Below are 13094 nucleotides of genomic sequence, written 5' to 3'. Positions count from 1 at the left end.
ATGCATAATATTTAAACAAGTGAATTAATCCTGAAATCTATAATAACCACATTTTAAATAGGCGCCTTCTGGAAATGAGACAGGATGATCTACATCGTGAGTGGTTTTTAAAACAACAGTAAATGGTCTTTGTAATTGCTTTAAAACTCGCGTATTGATATCAAAAAACGCTTGCGAAGATACTCTTGATGAACACGATGCTAAAACTAACAACCCATTTTTTGCAGTAAGTTGCTCGCCTAATTCAGCTAATTGGGCATACTTTTTCTTCGCTAAATCAATTTCTGACGCTTGTTTGGCAAAACTAGGTGGGTCTATCACAACAACATCATATATTTTTTTACGTTTAATTAATTTTTGAAGTTCCTGAAATGCATCTCCTGCTATGGTTTTATGTATTCCTGAATAGTTATTGAGTTTACCATTTTCTATAGCAATGTTTAATGCTTGCTGACTAATATCTAAACTTGTCACCTCAGAAGCTTTATTATATAAGGCATGAACCGAAAATCCACCAGCATACGAAAAAACATCTAACACAGTTTTATGCATACTCCACTCGCCTACTTGCTTTCTATTGGCTCGATGATCTAAAAAATAACCTGTTTTATGACCTTTTATTACATTGGCAGAAAAATTAACACCATGTTCTACAAACTGAATCACGTCGTTTTCCAATGTTCCAAAAACGACATCTCCATCTTGTAAGTTATGACTTTTAGAGTGTTGCAATTGCCTACTTAATCTAATAATAACAGTTTTAACATTAGAAATAGTTTGCAAATGCGGAAGTATTTGATGCAAATACGGCAACCATATTTCAGAATATAATTTCACTACCAAAACCGAAGCATAAACATCGGCTATCAATCCAGGAAAGTCATCATTTTCGCCAAATAACAAGCGGTAACTATTGGTGTTAGTTTTTAATAATGGTTCCCGTTTTTGAAACGCCTTTTCTATTTGTGTTTTGAAAAAACTTTCATCTATAGTATTGGGCTTATTAGCTAGTATTTTAATGCGAATAGGTGATTTAATATCATACAATCCTAAACCAATAAGTTTGTTCTTATTTTTACTGAAAATAATCGCCAAATCTCCTGTTATGGCATTATCGTTCACCTTAACAATACTATTAGAAAACACCCATGGATGTCCTTTTACGACAGATTGCTCTCCTTTAGCGTTAAGTTTAACTGCCAAACGTTTTGGTGAATAAGTAGGTGTTATTTTTGTTGAAAACTGCATTGGATAAAAATAGGAGATTTATTTTATTTCTGATAGATAATCTAAGAAAGAACCAAAATAAAATTTATAGATATAAGGCTTATAAAAATTATTATTTTAGGTTCCTTAAATCTATATCTCATTCATAATCTCAGCAAAAATCTCAAAAGATTTTAAACGTTCAGGTTCACCGTAAATATGAGAAACAGCAATTAACTCATCAACTTGTGTGTCCTCTATAAATTTAATAACATCTTGTTTTATCGTCGCCTTATCGCCAATAAAACTACATTGTGTCATTTGTTGTACTTTTGGATGATTGATAATACCTTGCAATTCGGACGTGATTGGTACTGGAGGTTTTATGTAGTCGATATTCCCTGTTAAAACTCCTAAAATCATTTTGTACATTGATGTTGCTAATTGATTTGCTTCATCATTTCTATCGGCTGCAATAACTCCTATTCCAGCTATTGTGTAAGGTTTATCTAAATATTTTGATGGCTTAAAATTTTGATGATAAATTGCCAAAGCTTGTTGTAATTGTGCAGGTGCAAAATGACTAGCAAATACATATGGTAAACCTTTTTCGGCTGCAACATAAGCACTATCTGTACTTGAACCTAAAATATAAATGGGGACGTTTACACCTTCCGAAAGATAACTACGTACTTTATTATTATTTTCGGATGAAAAATACTGTTGAATTTTAACTACCTCATCTGGAAATTGATAAACGGCTTTCATTCTGTCCGAACGAATTTCATGTGCTGTTTCTTGATCGGTACCTGGCGCACGACCTAAGCCTAAATCAATTCGATTAGGATATAAATTGCCTAAAGTACCAAACTGTTCTGCAACAATTAATGGTGAATGGTTTGGTAACATAATACCTCCCGATCCCACTCTAATTGTTTTGGTACCTCCTGCTATATACCCCATTAAAACTGTTGTTGCGGCACTTGCTATACTTTTCATATTATGGTGTTCGGCTAGCCAAAATCGATTATAACCTAATTTTTCGGCATGCTGTGCTAAGTTTAAACTTTTTGCAAAAGTTTCCTGAATACTCGTATTCTCAGATACCGTTGCTAATTCTAATATGGAGTAACTTATTTTCTTTTTCATTTTTATCATTATAAATATTTCATATTGTGAATGGCAAATAAAATTTGCAATAAATACAGAGGAACCTCAAACAAGTAAGGCTCATCCATTGCTCATAATAACAAACGTTATGCAATAGCAAAAACAATACTAATAAATTTGATTTATTAGAGATAAAAAAGCGCAACCAAAATTGGTTGCGCTTTTTTTATTGAGATACTGAAACAAGTTCAGTATAGCAATTCAACTTTTATTTCACTTCTTCAAAGTCAACGTCTTCTACATCGCTACCTTCGTCGTTATTGTTGCTACCAGTATTTCCTTCTGGTTGCGCTCCAGCGCCGTTAGCTTGTGCTTCTTGTTGTGCTTTGTACATCTCTTCAGAAGCTACTTTCCAAGCTTCGTTTATTTTTTCCAAAGCTGGTTCTATAACCGCAATATCTTTAGTTTCGTAAGCCTTTTTTAGCTCTTCTAAAGCGTCTTCGATTGGTTTCTTTTTATCATCAGATAATTTATCACCAAATTCTTTTAGCTGACTTTCTGTTTGGAAAATCATAGCATCAGCTTGATTCAACTTATCGGCAGTTTCTTTTGCTTTTGCATCTGCTTCGGCATTAGCTTCTGCTTCTTGTTTCATCTTTTCGATTTCTTCTTCAGTTAATCCAGAAGATGCTTCAATTCTGATATCTTGTTTTTTACCTGTGGCTTTATCTTCGGCAGATACTTTAATAATACCGTTGGCATCAATATCGAAGGTTACTTCAATTTGAGGTGTTCCGCGTTTTGCTGGTGGAATACCATCTAAATGGAAACGACCAATGGTTTTGTTATCGGCTGCCATAGGACGCTCACCTTGCAATACGTGAATTTCTACTGAAGGCTGATTATCTGCAGCTGTTGAGAACACTTGCGATTTTTTAGTAGGAATCGTCGTGTTAGCCTCAATAAGCTTAGTCATAACATTACCCATTGTTTCAATACCAAGTGATAATGGTGTTACATCTAATAATAATACATCTTTAACATCGCCTGTTAATACACCACCTTGAATTCCTGCTCCAATAGCAACAACCTCGTCTGGGTTAACCCCTTTACTTGGTTTTTTATTGAAGAATTTTTCTACAGCTTCCTGTACAGCAGGAATACGTGTAGAACCACCTACTAAGATAATCTCGTCGATATCGCTAGTTGATAATCCAGCTGCTTTAAGTGCAGATTCACAAGGCTCGATAGTACGTTTTACTAAATCGGCAATTAATTGCTCGAATTTAGAACGTGTTAAAGTACGTACCAAGTGCTTTGGTCCACTAGCAGTTGCTGTGATGTACGGTAAGTTAATTTCTGTTTGTGCAGAAGATGATAATTCAATCTTTGCTTTTTCGGCAGCTTCTTTTAAACGTTGTAATGCCATAGCATCTTTACGTAAGTCCATATCTTCTTCAGATTTGAACTCTTCGGCTAACCAATTGATGATTTTTTCATCTACATCATCACCACCTAAGTGTGTATCTCCATCGGTAGATAATACTTCAAAAACGCCATCTCCTAATTCTAGGATAGACACGTCGTGTGTACCTCCACCAAAATCGAATACTACAATTTTTTGGTCTGAATCTTTTTTATCTAAACCATAAGCTAAAGCTGCAGCAGTAGGCTCGTTAATAATACGTTCTACTTTTAAACCTGCAATTTCACCTGCTTCTTTAGTTGCTTGACGTTGTGAATCGTTAAAGTATGCTGGAACGGTAATTACAGCTCCTGTTACATCTTGACCTAAATAATCTTCGGCAGTTTTCTTCATTTTTTGAAGAATCATAGCTGAAAGTTCTTGTGGTGTGTATAAACGACCATCGATATCTACTCTTGGTGTATCGTTATCGCCTTTTACCACTTTATATGGTACGCGTTCTGCTTCTCTTTGAGACTCAGAATATTTGTTCCCCATAAAACGCTTAATAGAATAAACTGTTTTGTGTGGGTTTGTAACTGCTTGACGTTTTGCTGGGTCGCCGACTTTAATTTCGCCACCTTCAACAAAAGCAATTACAGATGGTGTAGTACGCTTACCTTCTGCATTTGGGATTACAACGGGTTCGTTACCTTCCATTACTGAAACGCACGAGTTGGTTGTACCTAAATCAATTCCAATAATTTTACTCATAACTTTTTGTTTCTGTATTTTTGTTTCGTTCTTGCTTTCTAGTCCAAGAACATTTATTATTCATTTTATACTCATCAAGTATTTGTCAATCTTTATGCCAACATTTTTATACTGACAAGCTGTCACATACATATAAATAAACTATACGTTTCACATGAATTTTCTTAAGAAAATTGAATATTTAGTTTTAATTTAGAGAAAATTATACCAACCAACTATTTATGAAAAATATATTATTTGTTGTTCTTATACTCTTTTCTATAGGACTAAGTTTTGGGCAATCTAATCAAACAGATAGTCTAACAACACCCCAAAAGAAAATTAAAAAAGTAGATTTTAGTGTGATGCCATTTGTAAGCTACAATCGTAACTTAGAGTTTATGTTTGGGGCAATTCCTATGATGATGTATAAACTAAATAAAGAGGATAACACCTCGCCTAAATCGCTTACAGGATTATCGGCTGTTTACACCACTAATAGTTCTTATTTTTTAGCATTTTTTAATCAGTTTTATTTTAAAGAAGATACTTGGCGAGGTAAATTATTTGCTGTTCACGGTGATAATAATTCACAATTTTACATGGAAGGCATTGAAGCTCCTGGATTTTATGATTATGGTACCTTGACAACTATTATAAGTGCAGGGGTTCAACGTAAAATAATCAACAAGTTATATGCAGGAGTTACTTATACATTTGCGCATTATGATACAGAATACGAAAATGAGGTATTACCACAATCTACAACACAAACAAATGCGTTAGAAATTAATGCACTATACGATGGTAGAAATGCGGTTTATTATCCTACAAAAGGCGAAAAAGCTCAATTTAAATTTATTTCTTTCCCAACATGGTTTGGAAATGATGTACAAGCTAATAAAATAGTAAGTGAATACAATAAATATTTTTCAATGAAAAATGAACGCGATGTTGTAGCTGCTAGATTTGCTGGAAAATTTGGGCTTGGTGATATTGCTTTCGAGCAGCAACAAACCTTAGGCGGTAAAGATATTCGCGGTTACTCTGAAGGGAAATATCGTGGTGAAGGTTTAATGGCAATTCAAGGTGAATATCGCCTTAATTTTCATAAAAAAATGGGTGTCGTAGGTTTTGCAGGCTTAGCCACCATTTACGGTTCTAATAATAATGATTTTAATTGGAAAGCTTATCCAGGTATTGGTTTAGGATATCGCTACAAAGCATTTAAAACTGTAAACTTTAACATAGGGCTTGATGCTGCTGTTGGAAAGGATGATTGGGGTATTTACTTTAGAATTGGTGAAGCCTTTTAATACGCTATTAATTTGGGGTTTAACTCCTATGAAAAATTTCCGTTTGTATCTAAGCTGAATTTTAGACTACATTTCATTAGTTTGGAATGAAACTTACATATATTTGCCGAAAATATACAACGTTTTCGTAAATGGAATGTATCTCAGTTTTTGATATGCTTAAAATTGGTGTAGGACCTTCAAGTTCTCATACTCTAGGACCATGGCGTGCTGCTGAAAGATGGATTAAAGAGTTAAAAGATAAAAAACGCTTTGATAAAGTTGAAAAAATTTCAGTAGATCTTTACGGTTCATTATCGTTAACAGGAAAAGGGCATGCCACAGATTATGCGGTTATGTTAGGCTTAAATGGTGCCGATCCAGAACGTATGCCAACCGAGAATATTGATATAATCATATCTAATATAAAAAATACAAATACACTTGTATTTAATAACGAAAAAACACTCCCATTTAGCATAGATACCGATATTCGTTTTAATAAAAAATTCTTACCATTTCATGCCAATGCTTTAACATTTACAGCAACCATAAATGGACGTAATTATAAATCTACCTTCTACTCTATTGGAGGCGGTTTTGTTGTAAAAGAGGAACGAAAAAATGCTAAAGCAAATAAAATTATTTTCTACTGTACATTTCCTTATCCAACTCAAAATGGTGTAGAGTTATTAAAATACTGTAAGGATTTAAACCTTCCCATTTCTGGTGTTGTTCTTGAAAATGAAAAATCTATCAGAGATACAGAAACCATAGATGCCGAGCTAAAACGCATTTGGAATACCATGTTAGAGTGCATGTATATTGGTTGTCATACCGAAGGAGAACTTCCTGGCGGACTTAATGTTAGAAGACGAGCTTATGACATGCACCAAAAACTAAAAGGAGAATTACCGTACAATTCTCCAGAGGAATGGTTACAAGTTATAAGACAAACTGAAGTTAAGTTTAGACAAATTCTAAAATGGGTAAGCTGTTTTGCTTTAGCTGTAAACGAAGTTAACGCCTCTTTAGGTCGTGTTGTAACTGCACCTACAAATGGGAGCGCTGGTGTAATTCCATCAGTACTTATGTATTATATGGTTATTGAAAATCATGAAGCCGATTTTAAACACATAAAACAATTTTTATTAGTCGCAGGTGAAATTGGTAGTATCTTTAAAAAAGGGGCGACTATTAGTGCTGCAATGGGTGGTTGTCAAGCCGAAATAGGCGTATCATCGGCTATGGCTGCAGGAGCGCTTTGCGAATTACTGGGCGGCACACCAGAACAAGTCTTAATGGCTGCTGAAATTGCCATGGAGCATCACTTAGGCTTAACTTGTGATCCTATTGGAGGTTTAGTGCAAGTCCCGTGTATTGAACGTAATTCTATGGGAGCTATAAAAGCTATCAATGCTGCAGAATTAGCATTAGATAGCGACCCAACAAAAGCAAAAGTACCTTTAGATAAAGTTGTTAATACTATGTGGGAAACTGCCAAAGACATGAATTCTAAATACAAAGAAACTAGCGAAGGTGGTTTAGCTGTTGGAGTTAACTTAGTCGATTGCTAATTTTGGCAACCTTCTCGCCTTCTGGTGTCTATAAGATAAATTATTTTCCAAGTTCCATTATCGTTAAATAATTGGAAAGAGTTTACGCCACAATGACTAAAATTACCATTAAACCAAAATTCATAAGGTGTCCAGGCATTAGCCATATTACCATCTACTTGAATATTATAACTTAGTAGTTTTTCGTTCCATTTTTGGTCTTCTGGGCGGTTACCTATTGCAGAAATTAACTTTGAAAGATCCTCTGAGACTAATTGATCTTTACCTTCTTTGTTTTTAAACGCTGTTTGCAATACTACTTTGTCGGCTAAAACCGATTTCATTAAAGTAGTATCACCTTTATGAAATCCTTCAAAAAAAGTTTCAATGGTATGCTTAACCTTCATTTCGGGATTGGTTTGGCCAATGGCAGTAGTAACTATCAAACAAGCTACAAATCGTAAAATTTTAATCATAATAATAAACTTTAGGGTTACTAAAATAGAAGAAAGTTGTTTTTAAAATTATCAAATAAAGAAAAGTTTAACAGTTATACCATTGCATTTTGTTAATTTTACAATCCAATAAAAACAAAACTATGTCAACAGCAAAAAAAGAATATAAACGCGTTACTGTAAAGTCGTTAATCGATATGAAACAATCTGGCGAGAAAATCTCCATGTTAACAGCTTACGATTATACTATGGCCAAAATTGTTGACGGCGCTGGGATTGATGTTATTTTAGTTGGTGACTCGGCTAGTAATGTTATGGCTGGACATGAAACCACGCTACCCATTACCTTAGATCAGATGATTTATCACGCCTCTTCGGTTATTCGAGCAATTGATCGGTCTCTAGTTGTTGTTGATTTACCCTTTGGAACCTACCAAAGCGACCCTAAAGAAGCCCTCCGTTCTGCTATTAGAATCATGAAAGAAAGTGGCGGACATGCTGTGAAACTTGAAGGTGGTAAAGAAATTAAAGAGTCCATAAAACGTATTCTAAATGCTGGTATTCCTGTTATGGGACATTTAGGATTAACACCACAATCCATATATAAGTTTGGTACATATACCGTAAGAGCTAAAGAAGAAGAAGAAGCCAAGCAACTTATTTCAAACGCTAAAATGCTAGAAAAAATAGGGTGTTTTGCAGTTGTTCTTGAAAAAATCCCAGCCGAACTCGCTAAACAAGTTGCTGACGAATTAACTATTCCTGTTATTGGTATAGGTGCCGGAAATGGCGTTGATGGCCAAGTTTTGGTATTGCATGATATGATTGGTATGACTCATGAGTTCAACCCACGTTTTCTACGTCGTTATATGAATTTATATGAAGACATGACCACTGCTATTTCACAATATGTAGACGATGTGAAGTCTGTAAGTTTTCCTAATGAAAATGAGCAATATTAATTGTGAGTAAAACCTTTTCAAACAAATCTAATTTACAAGTTCTCTTTGAAGACAACCATATTATTGTGGTGAATAAACGTGCTGGCGATATTGTTCAAGGTGATAAAACAGGCGACAAACCTTTAAGCGATGTTGTAAAAAGCTATCTAAAAGATAAATACAAAAAGCCTGGAAATGTTTATTTAGGTGTAGTTCATAGATTAGACAGACCTACAACAGGTATTGTTTTATTCTCTAAAACCAGTAAAGCATTACCACGTTTAAATAAGCTTTTCGCAGAAAAGAAAGCACAAAAAACATATTGGGCTTTAGTTAAAAACACACCACCAAAACCTCAAGATACTTTGGTACATTGGTTACGAAAAAATCCTAAAAACAATAAATCAACAGCATTTATTAAGGAGACGAATAATAGTAAAAAAGCGATTCTTCATTATAAAATTCTAAAAAAATTAGACAATTATTTTCTATTAGAAATAGAATTAGAAACTGGTAGGCATCATCAAATAAGATGTCAGTTAGCTAGTATTGGCTGCCCTATAAAAGGTGATTTAAAATATGGGTTTAACCGAAGTAATCCAGACGCTAGTATTAGTTTACATGCCAGACAGCTAGAATTTACACATCCTGTTAAAAAAGAACCTGTACAAATTATAGCACCATTACCTAACGATGCGTTGTGGCAGGCTTGTAATAACTAAACTAATGGGTAATTTAGAACTAGTTTAGTACCTACGTCTTGTTTAGATGTTAAATTAAAGCTTGTTTTTATTAATTCGGCGCGACTTTTCATATTGATTAATCCAGAACCTTTTTCGGCTAGTTCTACATCAAAACCTTTACCGTTATCGGCTACTGTAATTTCTAATATATCTGGTTGATAATTTAATTGAATAGAAAGTGTATCGGCTTCAGAGTATTTTACCGAGTTAGAAAAGAACTCTTGTAATATTCTAAATAAAATAACTTGATGCTTTTTATCTTGTAAGGGGTGTTCTTCTCCTACAATATCAAAATTAACAGTTTCAAACTTTAAGCGTTCTAATCGTGTTACTTCATTTTTAATAGAATCAATTAGCCCCATATTTAACAACACATCGTTATTTAAGGATTTTGAAAGCGCTCTTACTTCCTGTAAACTTTGTTTAATGGTTTCGGAAGTGGCATTTAAAGTAGGCTTTACCTTCTCTTCTACTTGAGCATTTAGCATATTCATTTGCATATTGGCATAGGCTAACAATTGTCCAACATTATCATGGAGTTCCCAACCTATATTTTTTAAGGTTTGTTCTTGTACTTCGGTTTGAGCGCGTTGCATTTCTTTATCAAATGCCCGCTGTTGCTTTATTTTATCCATAAGCAACTTATTCTTTCGTTTTTGAAAAAACACAAAAAATACAATAACCAAAGCAGTAAGTATCACCAAAACTGCTATCATATAGATAAGCAAGTAGCGTTGAGCATCTGTAGTGACTAATCGTTCTGTGGTTTGCACCATAATAAAGCAAAGCTAAAGGTTAAATACATAAACATAATGGCTCCTAAATATATTTGCCACTTTAATACAACAAAGTTCCAATCGGCTGTGGTAAAATATACATTGTAAAATGACATAGGTGTTATAATTAATTCCCAAATAAACAATACGGCAGCAATATAAAAATTAAGCGATTTGTAAAAGTTTAAAATTTTATCTGATAGCAACACCTCTATAAAATAAAATATACAACACAAAAAGATGATTGCCGCTCCAAATATTTTTAAACTAATATGAGTGAAATATAAAAACAGACTTTCAAAATGTATTGCATAATAAGTTAAATAAGTAATAACGTAACTTATTGTAAGTACTTTAATCACTTGTTTAAAGTACTTATTTTTAAGAATCTTTAAAAAGTATAGAATAAAAAACAGGCGTGCGAAAAAAAAGCTAAAAATAGAATACCACCAGTGGTTTTTTTCAAACCAGGTACCTTCTATTTTAGGTTTTATAAAATGAAGCCACTTATAATTATTAATATCAATCACATAGCCACCTAAACGGTCTACTAACACCCAATAAATTACTATATAAATAAAGTACTTGGCTGTAGTATGTTTATATTTTTTTAGGCAAAACACACCAATGATAGCGGCCAGCATTTCTACTGACCGCACTAATAAAACATAATTCTGTCTTAAAAATTCTTCCAAAGAAAATTATTGTGGGTAGTTAGCACTTGGCGGTTCTCCATCTACTCCATTATTCAACCCATCACCTTCGGAGATATCACCACTTCCTTTTAATGTAGGTAAAGGAGAACTACTTCCCTCTTCTAGATTTTTAGTTCCTGTAGGAATTAAAAACATGGTGGTATACCCTACTTGGTCGCCTTCGTTAGCATGAGCACCTAAATAAATACGCACACCATCCATTGTATAGCCTAATTCTTTAGCTTGGTTTTCGGCATAATCTAAATAGTTACGCATATCTTCTAGCGAATACCAGCTAGAGCGATTATCTGGTCGCTTTACAATAGAATCACTAATTAAGTCATGTCTAGAGTTAAAAGCAGCATCTAAAGTTTTCGCTTCTTTTGATGTAATAACACCTTTTGGTTTAATAATTTCTGGTTCTTCTGCCATATTATCTGGTTTTAAATATAAATAACATAATAACATCCCTAACAGAACTCCTAAAATAAGTAAAGCAAGTTTTTTCATAATGTGTTAGAATTGATTAATAACGGTTTTAAATGTATTAAAAAGTTAGAATATGAACAGCTTAATAAGAAAAATATTACAATATATTTTACACTAGCCTAGCCAACCTTCTCGGTCTAAACTTCTATATTGAATAGCTTCTGTAATATGTTGTCCTTGAATAACAGGTGATTCTTCTAAATCAGCAATGGTTCTTGCTACTTTTAAAATTCTATCATAAGCTCTAGCTGAAAGGTTTAAACGTTCCATAGCTGTTTTTAAAAGTTCTTTAGAAGGTATATCTAATGCGCAATACTGTCGTATTTGCTTTGTATTCATTTGTGCATTGTAGTGTATACTATCAATATCTTTAAAGCGTAGTGTTTGAAGATCTCTTGCTAGCGTAACACGTTTTCGTATAGTTACCGAAGACTCACCTTTTCTATCATCTGAAAGCTTATCAAAAGGAACCGGTGTAACTTCTATATGAATATCAATTCTATCCAACAAAGGCCCTGATATTTTACTTAAATAACGTTGCATCTCAGCAGGAGAAGACGTTACAGGAGCATTAGGGTCATTAAAATAACCACTTGGACTAGGATTCATACTAGCTACTAACATAAAAGATGATGGATACGTCACTGTAAACCTTGCTCTGGAAATGGTAACTTCTCTATCCTCTAATGGTTGTCGCATAACTTCTAAAACGGTTCGTTTAAACTCAGGTAATTCATCTAAAAACAATACACCATTATGTGCTAATGAAATTTCGCCTGGTTGTGGATAAGTCCCACCACCAACTAAGGCGACATCGCTTATGGTATGATGCGGACTTCGAAATGGGCGCTGCGCCATTAATCCGGTATGTGCTTTTACTCTACCAACAACCGAATGTATTTTTGTGGTTTCTAAAGCTTCATATAGCGTCATGGGTGGCAAAATACTAGGTAACCGCTTTGCCAACATGGTTTTTCCTGCTCCTGGCGGACCAATTAAAATAATATTATGGCCACCAGCAGCTGCAATTTCCATACATCTTTTAATAGATTCTTGCCCTTTAACATCGGCAAAATCGAACTCTGGAAAATCTAAATTTTTATAGAACTCTTGCCGTGTATCAATAATCGTTTGCTCTAATACATCGCCTTTATCAAAATGATTAATAACTTGTTTAATGTTATCTACACCAAACACATTTAAATCATTAACTATTGCTGCTTCTTTAGCATTCTGACTTGGCAAAATAAAATTTTTAAAGCCTTCTTCTCTGGCTTTAACAGCTATGGGTAAGGCGCCTTTTATGGGTTGCAAGTCACCATCAAGAGATAGCTCGCCCATGATTAAATATTCTTCTAAATGGTCAGCTTTTATTTGTTTTGAAGCAGCTAAAATACCTATAGCCAATGTAACATCGTAAGCACTGCCTTCTTTACGTAAATCGGCAGGTGACATATTAATGATGATTTTCTTCCCTGGAATTTTATACCCATTATTTTGAAGTGCTGCCGCAATACGGTAATTGCTTTCTTTTATGGCATTATCTGGTAAACCTACTAAGTGATAGCCTATACCAGAATCAACATTAACTTCTACAGTTATCGTTGTTGCTTCAACACCAAAAACGGCACTTCCAAAAACTTTTTTGAGCATAAAAAGACTTGTTTGCT

12 protein-coding genes are annotated in these 13094 nt (G+C 34.0%); 4 read left to right on the top strand and 8 right to left on the bottom strand.

The features are described from left to right. Positions 1-24: 24 nt before the first annotated feature. The 3 genes from R3L15_RS05455 to dnaK all read right to left on the bottom strand — a co-directional run bounded on the left by R3L15_RS05455 (position 25) and on the right by dnaK (position 4495). Positions 25-1248 (bottom strand): class I SAM-dependent rRNA methyltransferase, encoded by a 1224-nt coding sequence (locus tag R3L15_RS05455; protein WP_338733724.1) that lies wholly within the window; start codon positions 1246-1248, stop codon positions 25-27. A 111-nt stretch (positions 1249-1359) separates the two neighbouring features. Next, on the bottom strand, positions 1360-2355 hold the full coding sequence (locus tag R3L15_RS05450) for an LLM class flavin-dependent oxidoreductase (RefSeq protein ID WP_338733722.1): 996 nt from the start codon (positions 2353-2355) through the stop codon (positions 1360-1362). Positions 2356-2584: 229 nt separating this feature from the next. Beyond that, positions 2585-4495 (bottom strand): molecular chaperone DnaK, encoded by a 1911-nt coding sequence (gene dnaK, locus R3L15_RS05445; protein ID WP_338733721.1) that lies wholly within the window; start codon positions 4493-4495, stop codon positions 2585-2587. 221 nt (positions 4496-4716) lie between these two features. Between dnaK and R3L15_RS05440 the strand changes: the two genes are divergently transcribed. Together R3L15_RS05440 and R3L15_RS05435 are read left to right on the top strand one after the other, a co-directional pair. Beyond that, complete coding sequence (locus R3L15_RS05440; protein ID WP_338733720.1) at positions 4717-5790, top strand: BamA/TamA family outer membrane protein; 1074 nt, start codon at positions 4717-4719, stop codon at positions 5788-5790. 131 nt (positions 5791-5921) lie between these two features. Next, positions 5922-7346 carry an L-serine ammonia-lyase gene (locus R3L15_RS05435; protein ID WP_338733719.1) on the top strand — a complete coding sequence of 475 codons (1425 nt, stop codon included), beginning with the start codon at positions 5922-5924 and terminating at the stop codon, positions 7344-7346. Here the strand turns inward: R3L15_RS05435 and R3L15_RS05430 are convergent. Next, positions 7343-7801 carry a nuclear transport factor 2 family protein gene (locus R3L15_RS05430; protein ID WP_338733718.1) on the bottom strand — a complete coding sequence of 153 codons (459 nt, stop codon included), beginning with the start codon at positions 7799-7801 and terminating at the stop codon, positions 7343-7345. The two genes, R3L15_RS05435 and R3L15_RS05430, sit on opposite strands and share 4 nt — an antisense overlap. A gap of 122 nt (positions 7802-7923) precedes the next feature. Between R3L15_RS05430 and panB the strand changes: the two genes are divergently transcribed. Together panB and R3L15_RS05420 are read left to right on the top strand one after the other, a co-directional pair. Continuing rightward, positions 7924-8742: a 3-methyl-2-oxobutanoate hydroxymethyltransferase gene (gene panB / locus R3L15_RS05425; RefSeq protein WP_338733717.1), complete on the top strand. Its 819-nt coding sequence runs from the start codon at positions 7924-7926 to the stop codon at positions 8740-8742. Between the two features lie 2 nt (positions 8743-8744). Further along, complete coding sequence (locus R3L15_RS05420) at positions 8745-9443, top strand: RluA family pseudouridine synthase (RefSeq protein WP_338733716.1); 699 nt, start codon at positions 8745-8747, stop codon at positions 9441-9443. Here R3L15_RS05420 and R3L15_RS05415 read toward each other — a convergent pair. From R3L15_RS05415 to R3L15_RS05400, 4 genes are all read right to left on the bottom strand, one after another. Then, the gene (locus R3L15_RS05415) at positions 9440-10240 is read right to left on the bottom strand and encodes a histidine kinase (RefSeq protein ID WP_338733715.1); all 801 of its coding nucleotides are present in this window, start codon (positions 10238-10240) and stop codon (positions 9440-9442) included. The two genes, R3L15_RS05420 and R3L15_RS05415, sit on opposite strands and share 4 nt — an antisense overlap. Next, entirely contained in the window at positions 10216-10935 is a 720-nt protein-coding gene (locus R3L15_RS05410; RefSeq protein ID WP_338733713.1) for a hypothetical protein, read from the bottom strand. Before R3L15_RS05410 ends, R3L15_RS05415 begins: the two co-directional genes overlap by 25 nt. A 6-nt stretch (positions 10936-10941) precedes the next feature. Continuing rightward, the gene (locus R3L15_RS05405) at positions 10942-11445 is read right to left on the bottom strand and encodes a hypothetical protein (RefSeq protein WP_338733712.1); all 504 of its coding nucleotides are present in this window, start codon (positions 11443-11445) and stop codon (positions 10942-10944) included. Between the two features lie 93 nt (positions 11446-11538). Beyond that, the gene (locus tag R3L15_RS05400; protein WP_338733711.1) at positions 11539-13077 is read right to left on the bottom strand and encodes a YifB family Mg chelatase-like AAA ATPase; all 1539 of its coding nucleotides are present in this window, start codon (positions 13075-13077) and stop codon (positions 11539-11541) included. Positions 13078-13094 lie beyond the last annotated feature (17 nt).

It is taken from the genome of Mangrovimonas cancribranchiae, from assembly GCF_037126245.1.
In the GTDB taxonomy this organism is placed as follows: domain Bacteria; phylum Bacteroidota; class Bacteroidia; order Flavobacteriales; family Flavobacteriaceae; genus Mangrovimonas; species Mangrovimonas cancribranchiae.
Note: the sequence above shows the minus strand (reverse complement) of the source record. Positions and strands in the feature narration are given on the sequence as shown.